This is a genomic window from Kribbella sp. NPDC104740, assembly GCF_055583505.1.
Genome location: NZ_JBVJNV010000004.1, coordinates 93,545 through 115,423, shown reverse-complemented (window position 1 = coordinate 115,423; position 21,879 = coordinate 93,545). Strand labels below are relative to the sequence as shown.

The 21,879-nt window shown below is 70.2% G+C and carries 14 protein-coding genes; 6 read left to right on the top strand and 8 right to left on the bottom strand.

Annotation, left to right across the window (positions count from 1 at the left end):
• Nucleotides 1-149 precede the first annotated feature (149 nt).
• Together ACZ6Z4_RS21565 and ACZ6Z4_RS21560 are read left to right on the top strand one after the other, a co-directional pair.
• A complete protein-coding gene (locus ACZ6Z4_RS21565; RefSeq protein WP_465567146.1) occupies nucleotides 150-926 on the top strand; it encodes a phosphatase PAP2 family protein in 777 nt (258 codons plus the stop codon).
• A gap of 48 nt (nucleotides 927-974) precedes the next feature.
• Nucleotides 975-2,981, top strand: coding sequence for a HelD family protein (locus tag ACZ6Z4_RS21560; protein ID WP_465567143.1), 2,007 nt, complete (start codon nucleotides 975-977; stop codon nucleotides 2,979-2,981).
• Here ACZ6Z4_RS21560 and ACZ6Z4_RS21555 read toward each other — a convergent pair.
• The 6 genes from ACZ6Z4_RS21555 to ACZ6Z4_RS21530 form a co-directional block, all read right to left on the bottom strand.
• Nucleotides 2,978-4,474: a hypothetical protein gene (locus ACZ6Z4_RS21555; RefSeq protein ID WP_465567141.1), complete on the bottom strand. Its 1,497-nt coding sequence runs from the start codon at nucleotides 4,472-4,474 to the stop codon at nucleotides 2,978-2,980. The genes ACZ6Z4_RS21560 and ACZ6Z4_RS21555 overlap by 4 nt on opposite strands.
• Nucleotides 4,471-5,463, bottom strand: coding sequence for a hypothetical protein (locus ACZ6Z4_RS21550; protein WP_465567138.1), 993 nt, complete (start codon nucleotides 5,461-5,463; stop codon nucleotides 4,471-4,473). Before ACZ6Z4_RS21550 ends, ACZ6Z4_RS21555 begins: the two co-directional genes overlap by 4 nt.
• Before the next feature lie 27 nt (nucleotides 5,464-5,490).
• Nucleotides 5,491-8,160, bottom strand: coding sequence for an alpha-L-fucosidase (locus tag ACZ6Z4_RS21545; protein ID WP_465567134.1), 2,670 nt, complete (start codon nucleotides 8,158-8,160; stop codon nucleotides 5,491-5,493).
• 59 nt (nucleotides 8,161-8,219) lie between these two features.
• Nucleotides 8,220-10,742 carry a family 20 glycosylhydrolase gene (locus ACZ6Z4_RS21540; RefSeq protein ID WP_465567131.1) on the bottom strand — a complete coding sequence of 841 codons (2,523 nt, stop codon included), beginning with the start codon at nucleotides 10,740-10,742 and terminating at the stop codon, nucleotides 8,220-8,222.
• Nucleotides 10,743-10,846: 104 nt separating this feature from the next.
• Nucleotides 10,847-11,740, bottom strand: a complete 894-nt coding sequence (locus tag ACZ6Z4_RS21535; protein ID WP_465567128.1) for a MurR/RpiR family transcriptional regulator — start codon at nucleotides 11,738-11,740, stop codon at nucleotides 10,847-10,849.
• A gap of 68 nt (nucleotides 11,741-11,808) precedes the next feature.
• Complete coding sequence (locus ACZ6Z4_RS21530; protein WP_465567126.1) at nucleotides 11,809-13,002, bottom strand: MFS transporter; 1,194 nt, start codon at nucleotides 13,000-13,002, stop codon at nucleotides 11,809-11,811.
• 86 nt (nucleotides 13,003-13,088) lie between these two features.
• Between ACZ6Z4_RS21530 and ACZ6Z4_RS21525 the strand changes: the two genes are divergently transcribed.
• Entirely contained in the window at nucleotides 13,089-13,403 is a 315-nt protein-coding gene (locus ACZ6Z4_RS21525) for an ArsR/SmtB family transcription factor (RefSeq protein WP_465567123.1), read from the top strand.
• Nucleotide 13,404: 1 nt separating this feature from the next.
• On the opposite strand, the gene ACZ6Z4_RS21520 is transcribed toward ACZ6Z4_RS21525, so the two are convergent.
• The gene (locus tag ACZ6Z4_RS21520; protein WP_465567120.1) at nucleotides 13,405-14,535 is read right to left on the bottom strand and encodes a mandelate racemase/muconate lactonizing enzyme family protein; all 1,131 of its coding nucleotides are present in this window, start codon (nucleotides 14,533-14,535) and stop codon (nucleotides 13,405-13,407) included.
• Nucleotides 14,536-14,658: 123 nt separating this feature from the next.
• Here ACZ6Z4_RS21520 and ACZ6Z4_RS21515 point away from each other — a divergent pair, with 123 nt between their 5' ends.
• Complete coding sequence (locus tag ACZ6Z4_RS21515) at nucleotides 14,659-16,920, top strand: outer membrane protein assembly factor BamB family protein (protein ID WP_465567117.1); 2,262 nt, start codon at nucleotides 14,659-14,661, stop codon at nucleotides 16,918-16,920.
• On the opposite strand, the gene ACZ6Z4_RS21510 is transcribed toward ACZ6Z4_RS21515, so the two are convergent.
• Nucleotides 16,917-17,792: a Gfo/Idh/MocA family protein gene (locus ACZ6Z4_RS21510; RefSeq protein ID WP_465567114.1), complete on the bottom strand. Its 876-nt coding sequence runs from the start codon at nucleotides 17,790-17,792 to the stop codon at nucleotides 16,917-16,919. The two genes, ACZ6Z4_RS21515 and ACZ6Z4_RS21510, sit on opposite strands and share 4 nt — an antisense overlap.
• Nucleotides 17,793-17,922: 130 nt before the next feature.
• Between ACZ6Z4_RS21510 and ACZ6Z4_RS21505 the strand changes: the two genes are divergently transcribed.
• Complete coding sequence (locus ACZ6Z4_RS21505) at nucleotides 17,923-20,322, top strand: hypothetical protein (protein WP_465567111.1); 2,400 nt, start codon at nucleotides 17,923-17,925, stop codon at nucleotides 20,320-20,322.
• Nucleotides 20,323-20,686: 364 nt separating this feature from the next.
• Entirely contained in the window at nucleotides 20,687-21,874 is a 1,188-nt protein-coding gene (tuf, locus tag ACZ6Z4_RS21500) for an elongation factor Tu (protein ID WP_465567108.1), read from the top strand.
• Nucleotides 21,875-21,879 lie beyond the last annotated feature (5 nt).

Here is a 21,879-nt window from a genome sequence, read left to right as displayed (position 1 = left end):
TCCAGGAATTGACCCGGCACCGGCGTGGGTTGCACCGTGGGAGAGGGGGTGACGGTCCGGTAGCGGGTCGTGACCCGGGGGTTGCCCAGGGCAACTTCAGGGTTGCGCCTGGGGCATTCCGGAGGCTTCGACCGGTACCGTCGAAAGGTATGGGGACACAGGCACTGGAGCCCGTCGGGCTGGGTGAACGGCACCGGTCGGCAGGCCCGGTGGTCTGGCGAGTGGTCCGGGAAGCAGTCCTGCTGGCCACGCTCTTCCTGGTCTACAGCGCGGGCCGGCAGATCGCCGCGAAGCACACCGGCTCGGCCTTCGACCACGCCGGTCAGGTGTTGTCACTCCAGCGCTGGCTGCACCTGCCCAACGAGGCAGCGCTGCAGCAGCACGCTCTCCAGGTCCCGCACCTGGTCGAGGGCGCCAACCTGTACTACGCCTCGGTGCACGCGCCGCTGACCGCCGTCGTCCTGCTCTGGTTGAGCATCTGGCGCCCGGCGGCGTACTCGCGGGTGCGCTGGACGATGGTGTCGGTCACCGCCCTCGCCCTGATCGGCCACATCGTGTACCCGCTGGCGCCGCCGCGGATGATGCCCGGCTTCGTCGACACCGGACTGCTCTACGGCCAGTCGGTCTACGGACCGGACCACTCCGACGGCGTCGCGAACCAGTTCGCCGCGATGCCGAGCCTGCACGTCGGCTGGGCCGCGCTGATCGCGCTGTCGATGATCCTGATCACCCGCACCAAGTGGCGCTGGCTGTGGCTGCTGCACCCGGTGATCACGTTCGGCGTGGTGGTAGTGACAGCGAACCACTACTGGATGGACGGACTGGTCGTGCTGGTCCTGCTCGCGGCCAGCCTGCCGCTGCTGCTGCTGCGGCCCGGTCTGCGCGTCGCGGCTAATTCGGTTTCCCCGGCGGCTGTGGTCAAGTAACGTGACCGGGCTCCCCTGACCGTCGGCCCGCTTTGCGGAGGTCCTGTCATGCCCCCGGACGATCCCACCCTCGACGACGAACGTTCCTACCTCGCGACGTCGCGCGCCGCGCTCGCGGTGATGCGCGCGAAGACCGGCTCGCTGGAGATCGCCAGCGCCGACCCGGTGAACACCGAGTTCCTCAAGCAGGCGATCTGGCGCCGGATGAAGGAGCTCGAGGACGACCCGGACGTGCCGCTGTTCTTCGGCCGCCTGGACTACCTGCGGCCCGTGCCGGAGACCTTCCACATCGGCCGCCGGCACGTCAACGACGAGGCCGGCGAGCCGCTGGTGGTGGACTGGCGGGCCGAGATCTCGGTGCCGTTCTACCGGGCCAGCAAGACCGAGCCGATGGGCGTCGGGACGCGGCGCCGGTTCGGGTTCACGCACGGCGAGATGACCGCGTTCGAGGACGAGGACCTCACCTCCGCGGACGCCGCCGAGGAGCACAGCGACATCCTCGACGCCGAGATCGAACGTCCCCGCTCCGGCCCGATGCGTGACATCGTGGCGACGATCCAGCCCGAGCAGGACGTGATCGTCCGGGCCGGCGTCGAGCAGACCATCTGCGTCCAGGGCGCGCCCGGGACCGGGAAGACCGCCGTCGGGCTGCACCGGGCGGCGTACCTGCTGTACGCGTACCGCGACCAGCTGTCGCGCGCCGGGGTCCTGGTGGTCGGGCCGAACGCGAGCTTCCTGCGCTACATCGGTGACGTGCTCCCCGCGCTGGGTGAGATCGAGGCGAAGCAGACCACCGTCGAGGAGATGGTCGCGCGGGTGAAGATCGCCGGGCCGGGTCCGGCGCCGGTCGACGTGCTCAAGGGCGACGCCCGGATGGCCGAGGTGCTGCACCGGGCGGTCTGGTCGGGCATCCAGCTGCCGAAGGAGTCGCTGGTCGTACCGCGCGGCTCGCACCGGTGGCGCGTCCCGGCGTACGAGGCGGAGGAGCTGGTCACGGAGCTGCGGACCAGAGGCATCCGGTACGGCGCTGGGCGGGGCATGCTGCCGCAGCGGCTCGCGCACGCCGTACTGCTGCGGATGGAGGCCGCTGGAGACTCACCCGACGACCGGGTGCAGGACGCGGTCGCCAGGAGCCGCCCGGTGAAGCAGTACGCCGAGCTGCTGTGGCCGGCGGTGGATCCGGTGAAGCTGCTGTTCCGGCTGTTCACCGACGCGGAGCTGCTGGCTGAGCATGCTGCTGGGGTGCTGACCGAGGAGGAGCAGCAGCTGCTGCTGTGGGAGAAGGCGCCGCGGTCAGCAGGAGCTGCGAAGTGGTCGGTGGCTGATGCGACGCTGATCGACGAGCTGGCCGATCTGGTGGACCGGACGCCGAGCCTCGGGCACGTCGTACTGGACGAGGCGCAGGACCTGTCGGCCATGCAGCTGCGGGCGGTGGGGCGGCGGTGTTCGACCGGATCGATGACGGTGCTCGGTGACATCGCGCAGGGGACGACACCGTGGGCCACGCCGTCGTGGGACGAGGCGCTGACGCACCTGGGCAAGACCGGGGCGCACACGGAGGAGCTGACGGCCGGCTTCCGGGTGCCTGGCCAGGTGATCGAGTACGCCGCTCGCCTGCTCCCGCAGATCGCCCCGCACCTGACGCCGCCGACTGCTGTCCGGCGGGCGCGTGGTGAGCTGGCGATCACGAGGGTGGCCGACAGCCTGGCTGCTGCTGTCTCCACGGTCACCGAGGTCTCCGAGCGCCTCGGCTCCATCGGGCTGATCGTGCCGGACGCGTTGGTCGCGGAGACTCGCAAAGCGCTGCAGGACAAGGGCCTCACGTTCGCGGTGCTCGGCGACGAGGACGATGTCGAGACGCACCTGGACGTTGTGCCCGCCAGCCTGGCCAAGGGTCTCGAGTTCGACCACGTGGTGTTGGTGGAGCCGGCAGGGATCATCGCCGGCGAGGCGGACGAACGCACTGGGCTGCGGAGGTTGTACGTGTGCCTGACTCGTGCAGTCACGTCACTGGCGGTCCTGCACAGTGAGGACCTACCGGCAGTACTGACTTAGAAGCCTCTGGATCCACCTGAGCGACGGGAGGACCGGCGGCTGGAGCCTCCTCCGCTGCTGCGGGTTCTGGAGGAGAAGGAGCGGCGGCGGCTCGAGCTGCTGCTCCAGCTGCTGTCGGAGTCGCCGGAGCCCGAGCTGGCTGACCAGTTGCCGATGGACGTGCCGATGTTCGAGGCGGCTCGGCCCAGGCGGGCGCCGGCCCGCCGGGAGGCCCAGCGGGCTCGCATCTCGTTGCCGGCGCGGCGGGCGTCCTCGTCGGGGAACCACCAGCGGCGGCCGTCGCCCCGCGACCAGTAGCCGTCGATGTACGACGCCAGTTCCTCGCCGAGCGTCCAGTACGGGCGCGCGCGGTCCCGCACGGTCACCATGCGGATGTCCGGCTGCTCGTTGGCCGCCAGCCGCGCAGCGCACGCGTCGCACACGTCGACAGCCCTCTCGGCGCCGTGCTCAGGCGTCCAGTTCGCCGTACCGGTGCTGGGGCCGTGGCGCGGGTCGAAGAAGCACGGGGCCGTCGGCTCCGGCATCGGCTTGCCCGCTCGTACGGCGTCCAGGCAGAGCAGCCCGTAACGAGCAGAGCCGAGCAGCGTCGCCACCGCCTCCGTGTCGCTGTCGCCCTCGGCAGCGTCGAGCCGGTGCCGCGCCTTCTCCACCGCGTCGAGCACGTCCTTCGACAGCTTCGCCTGCTGCGCGTCACCTGTCGTCGGCAGCGCCGACACCTGCTGCGACAGCGCGATGATCTCCTCGTTCAGCAGCGGCTTCGAGACCTCCAGGTGCTCCCGCTCCTCCTTGCGGCGAGCCCGGCGAGCGCCCAGCGCAGTCACACCCCACCAGAGCCCACCGAGCCCAGCAGCTCCTCCAGCCCAGGGCGCAGCGTCGACGTAGAACGGCTTGTCGATCACCTGTCCGCGCTGGATGAACCGCTCGAGCATCTCCTCGTAGTCCGGCGCGCAGCAGTCCACCGCCTGGTCGACGGCGTCGCCCACGTAGTACGTCGGCCCCTTGTCGGCCCGCTGCACCGCGTGGAACCCGCGCCCGGCCGACTCCGACCGCGCATCCACCAGTACGGCGTACACACCCTCGACGCCGACCCGGTCGTACAGCTGGTCGGCGATCTCCTCGCCGTCCCAGGCCAACCGCGTGTACGACGAGATGCTGCTCGGCGCCGTGTCGATGGCCTCGGCCGGGATCACCGCGATCCGCATCGGCGCGGCAGCGGCCTTCGCGGCCCGGTCCAGCTCGGCGGTCTCGGTAGCGGTCAGCTTCTTCACCGCCGGGTCGACCCAGACCCCGGTGTCGCCGAGTGCGGCCGCCACCTTGTCCAGGTAGCGGCCCGCCTCCGCCTCTGCGCGCTTCCGGTCGCCCACGATGTCCGGCGGGGTGTAGCGGAAGGTAGGCCTCGGCTTGGTGGGAGTAGGCGTAGAAGCAGCGTGAGCAGCAGCCACTGGGAAGGCGGAGAGCAGCACTGCACCCAGCAGCACTCTGGCGATCGTCATCGGGTTCCTCCCGAGAGGCGGGCTTGGCAGGCAGCGCAGACAGGGACCTCGCGGCTCTTGCCACCGGGCGGCGTGTACATCCAGTCGGTCACGGACGTCCCATGGGCCGCGTCGAAGAAGCACAGCGCGCGCCGGGCGGGCTTCGGCGTACCGGCGACGAGTGCCTGCGCGCAGGCGAGCCTCCACCGCCCGTACTCGACCGTGGACCGGACCTCGCGCAGCTGCTCGTCGCTGGGCGCTGCGTCGACCACACGGCCGGCGTCGGCGTACGCGTCCATCGCCGCTTGCACGTCCGCACCTGTGTCCACGCCGTCCAGACGCACGTCCGCCGCATCCAGTTCCTCGCCGAACCGCGTCACGTCCTCCCGCGCCAGCGCCTGGCGCTCCTCCAGGCTGTCCGCCTCGTCCGGCAGTACGTCGTACGACGGCCGGTAGAGCGCAGGCCCCTCCTCCTGGCGCGGCCGGCGCCTCCACCACCACAGCCCGGCACCACCAGCGACCACCACCACGAGCAGCACGACCAGCCAGACCGGGAAGCCACCGTTGTCCGCCTTCGGCACGTCCAGCTGATCCAGTACGCCGTTGAGCGTGCCGACCGGGTCGGACCGGCTGTGCTTGCCCAGCTCGTCGGTGAGGATCCGGTCGATCGGGGTGTCCACCCCGACCGCGCTCCCCCACACGATCGCTCCGCCGAACACGACCAGGTAGATCCCGTCCTGCCGCTGCAGGTCGACCACCTGGTCGACGTACGAGCGTGCTGCCTGCTCCCGCGACCCGGTGGTCGCCAGCGACGCCGCCGGGACCACAGCGATCTGGATGGCCGGGTCCTGTCCCTCCACCCGCTCAGCGAGCTGGTCGGCCTGCTTGTCGGTGACCAGGGCTCGCTGGGTCGGGTCGACGTACACCGGACTGCTCTGCCAGCCCTCCACGACGGTGCTGGGACCAGTCAGTGGAACGGCGAGCAGGAGCAGTCCGGCCAGAAGACGCATGCGGGCTAGCTTGCCCCACGCAGGGTCCTAGTAGATCGACAGGGACAGCAGGTGGACCTTGCCGCGGGCCTGAGTGATCCGCACCCGCACCTGGTCGGTCGTCACCGGGCTGTCGAGCGTGAGGATCCGCTTGTGGCCGACGGCACCGAACGTGGCGACCTGCTGCCAGCTGCCCTGCGACCGGACTTCGACCACACCGGCCTCCACCTGCTGGCCGTGGCGGATGTCCTCGCCCAGCCACACCCGCCGCACTGTCGACGGGTGAGCCAGCCGAACGGTCATGCCGTCGTCGCTGACCCGCCCACCAGCGGCGAGATCGGTCGGCATGTCAGCAGCCAGTCTGGCTCGCCACTCGGCCAGCCGGGTCACGTCCTGGTCGTCCAGCCGGCCCTGGCGGTCCGGCGGGATGTTGAGCAGCAGCACCGAGTTCCGGCCGACCGACTTGTAGTAGATGTCGGCCAGCTCGTCCACCGACCGCGGCGACTGCTCCGGGTGGTGGAACCAGCCCTCCCGGATCGACACGTCCGACTCGGCCGGCCACCAGGCCAGCTCGGTCGCACCGGCGTCCCGCCCGGCCAGCAGCGCCTTCCGGCTGCCCTGGTCGGCAGCGGCGTACCCGAGGGCGTAGTCCGGTGCGCCGTTCGGCTTGGTGATCGTCGGTACGACGTTGAACTCGTCCGGCCGGGCCAGACCGGACTCGTTGCCGACCCAGCGCACGTCCGGTCCACTGACCGCGATCGTCGCCTGCGGAGCGAGCTCCCGGATCAGCTGGTACCAGCTGGGGAAGTCGTAGGTCTCCACCTTGTCCGGTGGGATCCGCCCCTGGGCTCCGTCGAACCAGACCTCGTCCACCGGCCCGTACTCGGTCAGCAGCTCGTACAGCTGGTTCAGCATGTAGGCGCCGTAGTCGGACGCGGTCAGCGTGTACTGCGGCAGGTCCTGCCCGGTGCGGTCGTCGCCGGGCACCAGCGTCGGAATGGTGCGCGCGGTGTGCGCGCTGCCGTTGGCGTAGACGCCGTCGAGGAACTGGTTCTCGTCGGCCGGGGACAGGTAGAGACCGACCTTCAGCCCGTACTTGCGCATCGACTTCACGAACGCCTCGACCACGTCGCCCTTGCCACCTTGCCAGGAGCTGGAGGCGACACTGTGGTCGCTGTAGCGCGACGGGTAGAGCAGGAAGCCGTCGTGGTGCTTGACGGTCAGGATGGCCAGCTTGAAGCCCGAGTCGCGCAGCGTGCGGGCCCACTGGTCGGTGTCCAGCCCGGTCGGCTGGAACAGGTTGGGGTCCTCGTCGCCGTGTCCCCATTCCAGCCCGGTGAACGTGTTGACGCCGAAGTGCAGGAACGCCGTCTGCTCCATCCGCTGCCACTCGACCTGCCGCGGCTCCGGCCGGATCGCGGAAGCCTTGGCGACCAGCGAGGTCACGCACTCGCCCTCCGCCACCGGCATCGTCTGCGCGGGCTTCAGCTTGCCCACCACACACGGCAGCGCCTTCAGCCCGGCCGGCGGCCGGCCCAGGAAGCTGCTGAGCCCGACCCCGTACGCCGTACCGCGTGCGCCGGTCAGCCAGCGCACCTCCTCGACCGGGCCGGTGGCACCGCTCGTGCTGAGCGCCGTCACCCCAGGAGCAGTCAGCACCCTGACCGCGCCCTCATCGACCACCACCCCCAAGTAGTGGTAGGCGACACCTTCCTTCACCGCAGCGGCCGGCAGCTTGAGCTCGGTCGACTTTCCACCCGCCCGAAGCATCACCGCATGCTTGCTCTGAGCAACCAGTTCCACGCCGCCCAGGTCGATCAGTGAGATCCCGCGGTCGAGCACATCAGGCGACACAACGGTCTCCGCCAGTACCCCGCCGTCGAGCTCCCCACGCCAGCTGACACCACCGCCGGCCAGCTTCAGCCGGCCAGGCTCGGTGATCTTCCCACCGGCCACCGCGAGCTGCGACGCCTTCTCCCCCAGGCCCGGCGCGTACTGCCCTTGGCTGATCGTCCCCTCGAACCCGACGCTCACCTTCGCCGTCGAAGCGATCGGCTTCGCCAGTCGCAGATCAGCCGGGTTGAACGCACCAGTGAACGTCGCCAGCCGCACCTGGCGGACCGACCCCGCCAGACCACGCTGCAGCGCCGACGGGTGCACCTCGTTGCCCACACCGATCTCCGCACCCGCGTCGGGGTGCCAGGTCGCCGTACCGGCTGTGCTGGTTGCAGCGGGGAGCTGCTGGCCGTCGAGGAAGGCGTGCAGCGTCGCACCGGCGCCGTCGACCTCGTAGGCCAGCGCCAGCACGTGCTGCTCACCAGCACTTGGCACCGGGACCGACTGGACGACGTCCGTCCACTGCCCGTTGACCTCCGAGCTGAAGCCGTACTGGAGGTTGCTGCCGCTGTAGCGGCCGAACACCGCGCCACCGACAGCGGTGACCGTCGCCAGGTCGGACTGGGTCGCCGCCGGGGTGAACGCCGTCTCGACCAGGAACGAGCGCTGCACCGCGCCGCCGCTGATCGGCGTACCGGGCTGGAACCGTACGCCGTCGGCAGCACCAGCGAGCACCACGCCACGGGCCGGGTCCAGCGACTCCGCGCCGGTCCGACGGGTCAGCGTGCCGCCCATCACCTCACCGGTCGCGGCTGTGTAGGTGTTGCCGCTGGAGAATGAACCGCCGAACGACACGTCGAGCACATCAGGATCAGCTGCCACAGCGGGCACGGTACCCATCACTCCGATCAACAGGGCCGAGGCCAGCAGGAGGCGGGCCTTCACTTCGCGTCCACGGTGATCTCAGCGGCGGTCCCGAACGGGTTGCCGCTCGCCTCGCTCAGCTGGACCAGCCGCACGTACCGGGCGGTCGTCGCCGCGACCGGCACCCACTTGGCGTCCGGGCTGTTGCCGAACGTGCCCTTGGACACCGGCTGCCCCCAGCTGACGCCGTCGCTGCTCAGGTAGAGCTCGTAGTCGGCAATGCGACCGTTGGTGGCGTTCTGCCGGGTCAGGTAGGTCACCGCACAGACCGACTTGTCAGCGCCCAGGTCCAGCTGGATCTCGTGCGGCGGCTGCGGCTGACGCGCCGACCACTCGGTGTGCCAGAACGTCGCCGGGTTCCCGTCGATCGCGTTGACCGCGCGGCCGTCCTCACCGGCGGTCTCCTCGCTGTCCACGAACTTCACCGCGACAGGACTGGTCGGCGCGGTCGCACAGCTCAGCCGTACGCCGGCTGTGGTGCTCAGCCGATGCGTTGTCCCGTTCTGCTTGTACGACGTGGTTGCGCCGAGCGCCGCCGTACCTGCTGGTGCGTCGGCCGGAGGGGTCGCGGTGAACGTCGCCGTGAAGCTCCCACCGGCAGCGATCGCCGCCGTGGACCTGCTGGCCGGGGTGACGCTCCAGCCGGCCGGAACCGTCGGCTGGACGGTGACGGACGTAGCGCGGTCCTTGGCCGTGACGGTGACCGACAGCTGCGCAGTGGAGCCCGCCACGACCGTTTGGCGGTCGACCGACGCCACAGCCCGCAGTACCGGCCTCAGCGTCAGCGGGGTCGCCCGATGGCCGTCGGGGACCTGCTGAACCAGCCCGCCGGAGCTGTCGAGGGTGGCGACCATGCGGGTGATCGCGTTGACCAGCGTGATCCTGCTGCCCGATTTGGTGACCTGCCAACGCTGCAGGCGGTTGGTGGAGTCGCAGGCCTCGGCGGTGATGGGCGTGCCGGGCTCCAGCGGGGTGTTGAGGTAGCGAACGCCGACCCGGGACTCGGCGCAGCGGCCGGTCGCGAGGTCGGTCAGCGTGTAGTAGCCGTCGGTGGTGGGCCTGACGTCCCAGGCCGACTCGGTGCGCGACAGCTTCAGCTGCGTCGTCGAGGTGCCGAGGTAGTCACGGCTGACGGAGAGCGAGTAGGTGCCAGCGGCAACCGGCGTACGGTCGACGTTGGCGAAGCCCGGCGCGCGGCCGACGGCGTCGGCGCGGGCGGAGAAGGCGGCGTACGTCGGGTCGGGCTTCACCGTGCTCCAGGTCGCCTGCGCGACCAGCCGCAGCGGCATCCGGACCTCGGCCTCGATCTCGTTCTCGGTGTTGCCCGAACCGTTGTCCGGCCAGAGGGTGAGCTTCGCGCCGGTGACACCGTTGCTATTGGCAAGCGTTTCACCTTCGAAGCGGAGCGGCGTCCAGTTCGAGTCGTAGAGCTGCTGCGCGTTGGTCTTGAAACCGCCGCGGACGTTGTAGAGAGCGTAGGCGGAGTTCATCACCTTGCGGCCCTCGGCGATCAGCCGGCTCGGCTTCACACCGCCGCTGAGCCAGTGCTCGACCACGATGTCGCGGTCGAGCGGGACGGTCGCGGCGTCGGTGATGCCGTCGTTCCAGATCCGCAGCGTCTTGCCCTGGGCCTTCACGTGCGCGTTGACCCGGTTGATGAAGTCGACGAACGCGTCCTGCGGGACGGCGTTCGGGCCGAACTTCTTCTGCGCGTACTCGAGGAGTTGCGGGTACTTCGCGTAGTCCGAGCCGAGCATGTACTCGTCGGCGCCCATGTGCCAGTACGGCGTACGGAACGTCTTCAGGTTCTCGTCGATGATCGCGGTCAGGAAGTCGAACGCCTCGGGCTTGGTGATGTCGAGCCGGGAGACCTGCTTGGCGCCGGTGTTGTCGGTCAGCTGCAGATCGGGGCGGTTGCGGATCCACGGCTCGATGTGACCGGGCGAGTTGACCTCGGGGACGATCGTGACGTGGTACTTGTCCGCGAGCCTTTGCAGGGCGGCGATCTGGGGTTTGGTGTAGTAGCCCCACTCGATCGACTCGGGGTGGGTGTCGCTCTTCACCTTGAGCTCGACCCAGAGCTGGTTGAGCTTGAGGTAGGCGGCGTCCTTGACGAGACGCTCGAACCATTGGGTCGAGACGTTGATCAGGCAGGCGCAGACGCCGACACCGCGTTCGGCGTACGCCGGGACGTCGATCACGCGGCCGGCGGGGACCTTGTCGTTCTTCAGCATCTGGAGGATGGTCCGGGTGCCGTAAAAGACGCCTGCGTTGGTCTTGGCGATGACGCTGATGGTCTTCCCGACGGAGAGCTCGTAGCCCTCGGCGCCGAGGTCTGTGCGCTTGGAGTCAACCGCGAGGACGATGTCGCCGGTCTTCGCACGACCGCTGACCACTGGTAGCCGAACATCCTCGGCGAACGTCGCAGCTTCTGCGCGTGCGGAGGTGGAGACGATTCTGCTGTGCTTGCTCAACTCGAACTGCCCAGCAGCAGACTGCCAACCAGACAAAGCAGGCAGTACCTGCGGAACACTCTTCACTTCAACAGCTTGTGCAGGAACAGCAAGACCTACAGCTGCCAGTACTGCGACCAGTAGAAGACGGATGGTGTGCTGCGGGCGGTGCAGCTTCACTGTGGGGCTCCTCAGCGGCGGCGGCGGGTGTGGTGGGGGCTGATGGATTTGGTGAGGTCGATGGAGTTGGCGGCTCTGTCCGAGGTCAGCTGGGCGACTCGGATGTAGAGGCAGTCGGTGACGACCAGTTGGGAGTGGCGGGCGGCCAGGCCTCCGCTGCGGAAGGTGGTTTCCAGGACGGCGGTGGCCAGGACCTCGTCGGCGGCTGCGGCCAGTGGGGAGCGCGGGTCGCTGGTGATGGCTATGACCTGGGCGCCTCGGTCCTGGGCCAGCTCTACCGGCTCCATGACCTCGGCGGTGGCGCCGGAGTGGGAGATGGCGACGACCGCGTCAGCTGAGGTGAGGAGGGCGGCGGACGTGGCGGCGCCGTGGATCTCCGGCCAGGCGCGCACCTGGCAGCCGATGCGGAACAGGCGCATCTCCAGCTCGGCGGCGATCGTCGAGCTGCCGCCGACGCCGTACACGTCGATCCGGCGAGCAGCTGCCAGTACGTGGGCGGCCCGGTCGAGCGCCTCCAGGTCGAGCTGGTCGACGGTCTGGGTGATCGCGCGGATGTCGGCGTTCGCCACCACCGTCGCGACCCGGGCGACGGTGTCGTCGTCGTTGATCAGCGGACCGAGGTCCGTGCTCCAGCCAGGCACCTCCGCGCGGCCCAGCTGTGCAGCCAGCGCGATCCGCAGTTGCTGATGGCTGGACAACCCCACAGCCTGCGCGAACCGCGTGACGCTCGCCTGCGAAACCCCCGCCCGCTCAGCCAGCGCAGCCGTCGACAGCTCCGCTGCAACAGCCGGCTCCGCCAGGACGAAGTCCGCCACCAACCGCAGCGCGCCCGTCAGCCGCGGCAGCGTCGCGCGGACGCGATCGGCGATGTCCGGGCCGGCGCCAACCGCGGAAGGATCGGACATGAAACAACCATTCATCGAAGGGCAGGTTCGATGAATGGTTGCGTCAGAGGCGAGCGGGTGTCAAGGGATCAGTCCGCGAGAACTCCCACGACCTCGTCGGAAGACTCCAGATCCTCGACCCGCTGCAGCTCCGGGTTCCGGCGCAGCTGCAGGATCAGCCCGAGCACGATCAGCCCCAGGACGGCGGCGATCGGCGGCAGCAACTCCACGCCGACCAGGTTGATCACCACGCCGCCGATGATCGCCGACAGCCCAGCACCCAGGTAGATCGCCGACGCGTTCAGCGCGAGCAGCAGTCCACCGCCGGATGCCATCTCCAGCAGCAGGTTCTGGATCGGCGGGTTGAACGCCCAGGTGAACACGCTCCAGACGAACAGCGCGACCGCGGCCCCACCGACGTTGACGGCGGTCAGCGACAGCGTGCCGATCACCACGACGAAGCCGGACATCGTCACCGTCAGCGTCCGCAGGCTGCCGAACCGGTCCGTCGCCCGCCCACCGAGCCAGTTGCCCAGCACAGCGCCCAGCCCGTAGACCAGCAGCAGGATCCCCACCACTCCCCCGTGCAGGTGAGCGGTCTTGTCCAGCAGCGGCACCACGTAGATGTAGACGCTCATCGTCCCCAGTACGCCGAGCACGGTCATCACCAGCACGGTCTGCACCCGCCGGTCGGTCACACCCGCGAACCGCTCCCGCAGACTCACCGGAGCCGGCGCCTCCACCCGAGGCAGCGCCAGCCGCACAGCCAGGGCGAACAGCGCAGCAACCACAGCAATCAACGCAAACACCCCGCGGTACCCCAGCGGCCCACCCAGCAGGCTCCCCGCCGGTACGCCGAGCACCAGCGCGAACGTCAGCCCACCGAACACCACCGCGACCGCTCTACCGCGCTCCTTCGGTGGCAGGAACCCGGTGGCGAACAGCGTCGCCGCCGGCGTGTACGCCGCCGCGCCGAACGCCGCCACCACGCGCCCCACGATCAGCAGCGGGTACGTCGTCGCCACCGCGGCGATGGCATTGCCCAGCGCCGCCAGGAGCAGCGCCGCGATCAGCAGCGTCCTGCGCTCCCAGCGACCGGTCAGCGTGGACAGCAGGGGCGCGCCGACGGCGTACGAGAGCGCGAAGGCAGTCGCCAGCTGGCCCGCGGCGGTCAGGGAGACGTGCAGCTCGGAACTGACCGACGGCAGCACCCCGGACACGACGTACGCGCTGGTCCCGACGGCGAACGCGCCGCCGGCCAGCAGGTAGATGCGTGCGGACATCAGCAAACCCCTCCAAGTCGAATGATTCGATGTCGATCGTACTACGATATTCATCGAACTTCGACAGGCGTCGTACTATGGAGTCCGTGAGCACCTCGAAACAGTTACCGCAGCCCGCCCGGGACGAGATCCGGGTCGACGCCGTGCTGCAGGCTCTCGGCGAGCCGGTCCGGCTGATGATCGTGCGGATGCTGGCCGGCACCTCCGAGGGGATCGCCTGCGGAGAGCTGGAGCTGCCGGTGACCGCGTCGACGCGCGCCCACCACCTGAAGATGCTCCGCGAGTCCGGTGTCCTCACCACCCGTACCGAAGGCACCCGGCGGATCAGTGCCCTGCGCCGCGAGGATCTGGACGCCCTCTACCCCGGGCTGCTCGACGGAGTCCTCGCCGCCAAGCAGTAGCTCACCAGTTGGTGACCGAGCCGTCCGGCCGGTGCAGCTGCGGGATGGCCGCCGTCTCCGGCGCACTGGCCTGGGACAGATCAGCCCGGATGCCGATCCCCGGGTCGGTGTCGGAGGCAATCAGCCGGCCAGGCTCCAGTACGACGCTGCTGCTGAACGCGCCGACCTCCGACGCGAAGTGGTGCGCCTGCTCCTGCACGCTGATGTTCGGCAGCGCGGTGGTGAGCTGCGTCGACGCCGCCGTACAGACCGGGCCGATGGAGTTGTGCAGCGCCAGCTGCACGTGGTGCGTCTCGCAGAGCGCCGCGATCTTGCGGCCCTCGGTGATACCGGTGTGGCCGATGTCGATCCGCGCGTGGTCGATCAGCTCGTCCTCCACCAGCTGACGGAACTCCCACTTGGTGACGAACTGCTCCCCCGCCGCCAGCGGTACGCCGACCCGCCCGCGCAGCGACTTGTACGCCGACAGGTGCTCGCTGCGCAGCGGGTCCTCGACGAAGAACGGCCGGACCGGCTCCAGCTCGCGGCACAGCTGCACCGCCTCGGCCAGGTCCAGCCGGGTGTGCGCGTCGACCAGCAACTCGATGTCGTCGCCCAGCCCGGCCCGCAGCTCCTGCATCAGCTCCACCGTCCACCGGACCGCCCGGCGGGCGTCGTACTCCGGCTCCTGCGGGTCCCAGGCCGTGAACCGCAGATGCTTCCACCCTGCCTCGGCGAGCTCCGCCGCGTGGTTCAGCACGTCGTCCATTCCGCCACCACGCACATGCGCGTACGCCGGTACGTAATCCCGCGACCGACCGCCCAGCAACGAGTACACCGGTACGCCGAGCGCCTGGCCACGCAGGTCCCACAGCGCCTGGTCGATGCCGGCCAGCACGGACCCGTGGTGGCGATCCGGCGGGAAGAAGACCGACCGGAACCCCAGCTGCCAGATGTGCTCGATCCGGGTCGCGTCGACCCCGACCAGCAACGGCCGCAGGTCCTCCACGACCCCGACCGCGGCCCGCTCGCGCCCACGCATCCCGACCTCGCCGATCCCGGTCAGCCCGTCGTCGGTGCGCACCACGACGACCAGCACGGGCCAGTCGCCGGCTCCGGGCAACGCGACCAGGTCGAGTTGAGCAATCTTCACCAGGACACTCCAACCGTCTCGGGAACGACTCGATCCGATGTCGAATCTCGCCGTGCAATCTCTCTCTTCCCCCAAGAATTGCACCCGCCGTTCCGCCTTCTCCTTCTCTGGCACACTGTGGCGGTGGTGGCCCTGCGCGAGCGATGGAACGAGCCGATCCCCGGCTCCGAGGCGTTGGCCGACGATCTGATCGCCAGGTACGTCGGACGCAACCGTCGCGCCTACCGTGACCACTACCTCGACACCGTGCTCTCGACGCTGGATTCGTTGCTGCAGCTCAGCACCGACCCGACCTCGGTCCGGCTGGCCGCCTGGTTCCACCGCGCGGTCCACGAACCAGGTGGCGACCCCAGCGAGGACGCCGAAGCCTCGGCCCGGTTGGCCGAGCAGCTGCTGCCGCAGTACGGCGTAGCTCCGATCCGGATCGCGGAGGTCGCCCGGCTGGTCCGGCTGACCGGCGAGCTGGCCACTCCACCGACCGACTCCTACGCACCACCCCGCCGTGACGCGAACGGTGACGTGCTGCTCGACGCCGTCAACTCAGTCCTCGCCACCGACCCGAGCCGCTACACAGCCCACGCTGCCGAAGTACGCCGGGACGCGGGCGAGCGCACGATCGCCATGGCCCGCCGGTACGACGAGGTGCGCGCCCTGCTCGACGGCCACCTCTACCGGACCCAGCTGGCCCGCCAACGGATGGGAGCCGTTGCCCGGGTCAACCTGGAGACCGAGCTCGCCGGCCTCGACAGCGAACTGCCCGCACCGTGGCGCGGCTGGCAGCAGGCGGCGCTGGCAGCAGCCGCGACGTTCGGCGCGATCGCAGCGGTTGTCGTGGCCATTGCCGCAGCCGGTGCTCCCTGGCAGGTCCCAGTCGTAGACCTGGAGTCCGGCTGGCCCCCTGTCGGTCTGGCGGTCTTCTCCTTCTTCTCTGCGCCACTGCTCTTCCGCAGCTCCCGCAGCAACACCCAGCGGGCGAAGCTCATCTCCGGCACGGTCATCGCCGTCGCCACGACCGGACTGCTCGTTGCCTGGGCCAAGGTTCCTACCACCAACCCTGCTGTGGGGGTTGGCCTCCGGGTGCCTCTGCTGATCTCCGCACTGCTCCTGCTGCTCGTAGCAGGCGTTGCTGCGCTGGTCGCCTCGTTGCTGCGGACCAGAGCCGCCCGCTACACCCCGACACGGAACGTCGGTCAGCAGCTGGCCTGGCTGGCTGTTCCGGCCGTGATCGCCCTGGTCCTGCTGCTGATCGTGCAGCCGCTGTCCAGGAACTACGTGCTCGAGTCCAACGAACGCGTCGAAGGCTCAGCGCCGGCTGCCGGTGCCGCACCGCGCTCGCTGGTCGACGGCCGGGTCGCCTGGGTCAGCCGGGCGCTGACCGGCGCCGGAGCCGAGGAGGCCGTCAGTACGCCGTACGGGATCGCTGTACCGCGGCAGACCGGGTCGGTGGAGATGCTGGACGCTGCGACGGGCGAGCTGCGCTGGCGCTACAGCCGGTCGGACTCGGACGAGAAGCCGAACATCGCCGCGACCGGCGACGGGCGATACGTGCTGGCCGAGTTCACCGACATCGGGTACCTGCTGCTCGACGCCGAGACCGGCCACCGCCAAGCAGCCTGGCCGGGTCGGACCAGAGACCACGCCATCGTCCAGGCGGACCCGCTGCTCACCCGGCAGGAGGTCAGCCGCGGCGCCGACCGGCTGCGCGGAGTGGACGCCGACGGCAGCGAGCGCTGGTCCTTCGAACCCGGCCGTTGTACGTCGGTCGACGCAGCTGCCACCACCGACACGGTGGTCGCGTTCCTCGGGCACAGCTGCGACGACAAGCCGGACGACATGGTCGGCCTGGACCTGAAGAGCGGCAAGGAGCTGTGGCGGAAGTCGCCGAGCAACCTGTTCCGCCGGTCGGTCGTCGTCGGGGGTCTGGTCGTCGTCGCCGAGCAGAGCGAGGAGGCGAACACGCCAGGCGCGCTGGTCGCCGTACAGCCGCGGACCGGTGAGATCCAGTGGCGCTGGCCGGTGCCGCGCGACTGGTCGTGCCGGACGTTCCTCAGCCCGGCCGGGAGGCTCCTGGTCGTCGTCGACTGCCCCGGACCCGATACGCGACAGAACAACAAGACCGTCGTCACCGCCATCGACTCGGCCACCGGCCGGACCGCCTGGCAGACCACCGCGGCCGTCAACCCGCGAGCGAGAGTGGCGGTCACCGAGGACGCCCGGGTCGTCTCGCTGTCCCGTGGCTTCGACGGCTGCTACGCCAACAGCATCGGCCGGACCGGGTTGCGCCGGGCGCGTTTGCCCGAGGGCATCTCCTGCAGCCGGGACATCCGGGCAGTGGGCAACCTGCTGCTGACCTCTGGCAACAGCAGCATCATCGCCCTCCGCTAGGAGAGCTGCGACTCGGCGGAGGAGAGCAGCTCGACCACCCGCGTGCCGAAGGCCGCGTCGATCTGATGCGACTCCCCGGACTCCGCGGCAGCGACCAGCTCTGCCGCTGCGATCGCCAGCGCGTCCACCGAGGAGGTCTCCGTCGGCGGCAGCAGTGCCGTCCCGGTCTCGCCCCAGATGCCGGTCTCGAAGTTGCTGCCGGCAGGTGGCGCGGACAGCGACAGGCTCGCCGTACTGGTCGCGCCGGACTCGTGGGTGAGCACCAGGTGGACAAGGCCGCTCTCGCCGCCGACAGCTCGCAGCGACGCGATCGGGCCGAGCATGGCGCTCAGGTTGGACAGGGCGTGCGGACCGACGTCCCAGAGCGCGCCGCGCTGCTCGCGGCGCCACTGGGACTCGCTGTACGGGTTACCGGGAGCGTCCAGCGAGGCCAGCATCCGCGCCCAGCCGCCCTTCCAGCCGCCGCGCTCGCGGACCTCGGCGAAGAATGACCGCAGCTCCGGCTGGAACCGGCCGGTGAAGAAGACCACCGACGCGATCCCCTCGGCCGCCACCTCGTCGGCCACCGCCTGCGCGTCGTCGAGCGAGTCGGCGACCGGCTTGTCCAGCAGCAGGTGCTTGCCGACCGCCGCCGCCTCCAGCGCCATCGTGGCCTGGACCCGCGGCGGAACGGCGAACGCCACCGCATCGACGACCTCGAGTAACTCCGCGTAGTCGTCGTACCCAGTGGTCCCGAGCTCGGTCGCCAGCGCGTTCGCGCGCCCCGCATCGCGTCCCCAGACCCCCACCAGCTCGACACCCTCGGCGGCCCGCAGACCGGGTCCGTGGGTACGCCGGGCCCAGGGACCGGTGCCGACCAGACCGAACCGCATGCTGTTCTCCGTTCCCGAACCCCTGTGCCCGACCCGCCCGGGCCGGGCAGCGGTCTGGTGACGAGCCGATATCGCTTTGGCCACGACCCTAACCGTGGACCCCGGATCGGTCGGTCCGGGGTGCTCCCGGGTGTCAGACTCCATAACCATGGACCTGCGCGACCAGTGGAATCGCCTGCTGCCGCACGCGCAGCCGCTGGGCGAGGACCTGCTGGCCCGTTACGCAGAGTTGCATCGCCACTATCACGACCAGCAGCACCTGTCGGAGATGCTGACCACGATCGACAAGCTGGCCGCGGTGGCCGACGACGCCGACACGGTCCGGCTGGCGGCCTGGTTCCACGACGCGATCTACGACCCGAAGGCCGACCCCGGCGAGAACGAGGAGGTCTCGGCGCAGCTGGCCGAGCTCGAGCTGGCGGCGTACGGCGTGGAGGCGGAGCGGGTGGCCGAGATCGGCCGGCTGATCCGGCTGACCGCTCGGCACGACTGCGAGCCCGACGACGCCAACGGCGCCGTGCTCTGCGACGCCGACCTGCGGGTGCTCAGCATGGACGCCGATCGGTACGACGAGTACGCGGTCGGTGTCCGGGCCGAGTACGAGCACATCGCCGAGCGCGACTTCGCCCGCGGCCGGATGACCTTCCTGCAGAACCTGGCCGAGACTCCGCTCTACGCGACCGCGCACGGCCGCGAGCACTGGGAGAAGCCCGCGCACGCCAACCTCGAGCGCGAGCTGACCCGCTGGGCCCCGAAGGCGGCCCGGCCGATCTCCGGCCTGATCCCGATGATCTACCTGGGCGCCGCGCTCGGAGTGGTGATCGCCGCCTCGGTGCTGCTCGGCCGTGGCCTCGGCGCCGCCGCTCGCTGGCCGGTCGCCCCGGACGAGTCCACCGGCTTCCCGGTCTGGGCCCCGATCGCCGGTACGGCGGTCGCGGCCGGGCTGGCCTGCGCCTGGTTCCGGCGCGCGCAGCCGAAGCTGATCACGATCCCCGCGATCGTCTTCTGCGCCGTCGGCGTGGTCGCGACCGGTGTCTGCTGGTGGCGCTGGCCGGCGACAGCTCCCGGCGCCGCGATGAGCGAGCGCTGGCCGTACCTGATGCTCGCCTCGGTCGCGCTGCTGATCGCCGGAGCCCTGCTGGCGCTGGCCAGGCGCCTGCGGCTGGCTCCGCCGTACGCCGTCGCTCCGCCGCGAGCGCTGGGCCTCGGCGTGACCGTCGTCTGCGCCGGTGTGCTCGCCTGGATCATGGTGTCCGCCGGCGAGCCCTTCGTACAGGCCCGGCTCGAGACGGCGAACACCGTCAGCACCACGGCGACCATGCCTGCGGGTGTGCTGCCGGTGCAGCTGGACGGCGAGCTGGCCTGGAGCCGTGAGGTCCCGGCCACCGGTGCTATCGCCGGGACTGTCGGTGGAGTCGCTGAGCTGCGTCCGGACGGCGTGGTGATGTCCGACGCGACCACTGGTCAGATCCGCTGGCGCTACTCCCGCGCCGACGTCGTCGACGCCGCCTCCAACGGCTCCCGCGGCCTGCTGGTCTCCAGCGACGGCCGGACCATCGCCGCCCACCTCCCCTACGGCAGCAACCGCGCACCGAGCGGCATCGACCTCCCGACGTACGCCGTACTGGATGCTGACACCGGAGACGTGCTCACCGAGGTCCACACCGACGGCACCGCGCTGGCCGTCGACCGAAACCAGCTGCTCGTCGCCGAGGGCAAGTACGTCGTGGCGCACGGCGTCAGCAACCCGACCCACTGGCGGACACGGCTGCAGTGCGCGGTGACCCAGGGCGTGCTGCTGGCCGACCAGGCCGTCGTGGTCGACGCCTGCGGCGGCAACGGTGCTGAGGTCCGTGGCCTCGACCTGAACAACGGCGACCAGAAGTGGGATGTCGACCTGGGCATCCAGTTCGAGCTGAGCGCCGAACTCGACCCCTCCACCTGGATCGGCGACCTGGTCGCCGTACCGGACACCCGAGAGGTCTCCGGCCTGGTCTGGACCAGCGACGCCGGCGGCACGCTGCACCAGTGGTCGGTCGACGTCGGCGAGGGCCGGATGCTCTGGACCACCCCAGTGCCCGGCACGCCGCGGCCGCGGCTCGGCACGTCCTCCTGCGACGCCCAGCTCGCCGCCACCCACAGCACGATCGTCCTGGTGACCTGCCGAACCAGCACCGAGCCCGGTGAACCCCAGACGTACGACGTCTCCGCAGCGAGCCCAGCCGACGGCACGCCGCAGTGGCACCACCTGCTGGAGGTCCCACCGAAGCTGCAGCACGCGTCCTTCCCCCGAGACGGCTTCGGCCTGCTGCCGGACGGCCGCGTGGTCACGCTGATGCCCCAGCAGAACGGCGTCTGCTCCCCCGTCATGATCGGCACCACCGGCGTCCAGCCCCGCCCGATCATCGCCAGCCCCGACGCCGCCAAGGCCTCCGAACGCGACAAGGTCACCTGCGACAAACCCGCCGTCGCGGTCGCCGGCGGCCGCCCGATCTTCAGCGACGGCGTCCGCCTCTTCGCCATGAACTGACGGACGCGGCCACCCTCATGGAGGCCTCCGACCGGCCGTTGCCGAGGGCTACCTCGGGCAGGGAATTCCTTTGCCGCCGTCCTGGTTGATCCCTATCGTGATGACCATGTTCCGCGCGGATTCTGCTGCGTACCTGTCGGCCCTGGGCCTGACGGGCGCTGCCGCGTGGACTCACACGTCAGCGGATTCAGATCTGTTCACCGGCGCGCGACGCCGACCCTCCTCCTGCTGAAGCAGGACCCGCGGAGGAGGGTGGCACGGCAACCGGCCCCCTCTCTCGCAGCAGTGCTTGCTGTGCGGTGACGTGGTGGCCGGGGGTCCTGGCTCTCGTCGGAACCACTGACCAGCAAGGAGAAACACCACCATGGCCAAGAGCCAGTTCGTGCGGACCAAGCCGCACCTCAACATCGGGACGATGGGTCACGTCGACCACGGCAAGACGACGCTGACCGCCGCGATCACCAAGGTGCTCGCCGAGCGCGACCCGAACCTGAACTCGTTCGTCGCCTTCGACGGGATCGACCGGGCGCCGGAGGAGGTCCAGCGCGGGATCACCATCAACATCTCGCACGTCGAGTACGAGACCGCCACCCGGCACTACGCGCACGTGGACATGCCGGGCCACGCCGACTACGTGAAGAACATGATCACCGGTGCCGCCCAGGTGGACGCCGCGATCCTGGTCGTGTCGGCGCAGGACGGCGCCATGCCGCAGACCCGTGAGCACGTGCTGCTCGCGCAACGCGTCGGGGTGCCGTACCTGGTGGTCGCGCTCAACAAGGCGGACGCCGTCGAGGACCCGGAGCTGCTCGACCTGGTCGAGCTCGAGGTCCGGGAGCTGCTGTCGGAGTACGGGTTCCCGGGTGACGAGGTTCCGGTGATCCGTGTCTCCGGGCTGCGTGCGCTGGAAGGCGACCCGCGGTGGTCCGCTTCGGTGGGCGAGCTGCTGGACGCCGTCGACAGCTACGTGCCGACGCCGGACCGTGAGCTGGGCGAGCCGTTCCTGATGCCGATCGAGAACGTGCTCACCATCAGCGGCCGCGGCACCGTCGTCACCGGCGCGGTCGAGCGCGGTGCGCTGAAGGTCGGCGAGGCCGTCGAGGTGGTCGGGCTCGGTGAGACCCTGACCACCACGGCGATCGGGATGGAGACGTTCGGCAAGTCGCTGGAGACCGCGGAGGCGGGCGACAACGCGGCGATCCTGCTGCGCGGCGTGAAGCGCGACGAGGTCCGTCGCGGTCAGGTCGTGGCACTGCCGGGCAGTGTGACGCCGCACCGGAAGTTCCGGGCGACGCTGCACGCGCTGTCGACGGCCGAGGGCGGCCGGCACAGCCCGTTCGGCGCGGAGTACCGGCCGCAGTTCTACATCCGGACCACCGACGTGGACGGTGGCATCGACCTGGGCGAGATCGCCCTGGTGATGCCCGGTGACACGATCGAGCTGGGGGTCGAGCTGGCCAAGCCGGTCGCGCTGAACGTCGGCCTCGGCTTCGCGGTCCGCGAGGGCGGCCACACGGTCGCCGCCGGGACCGTGACCGAACTGCTCGATTGAAGAAC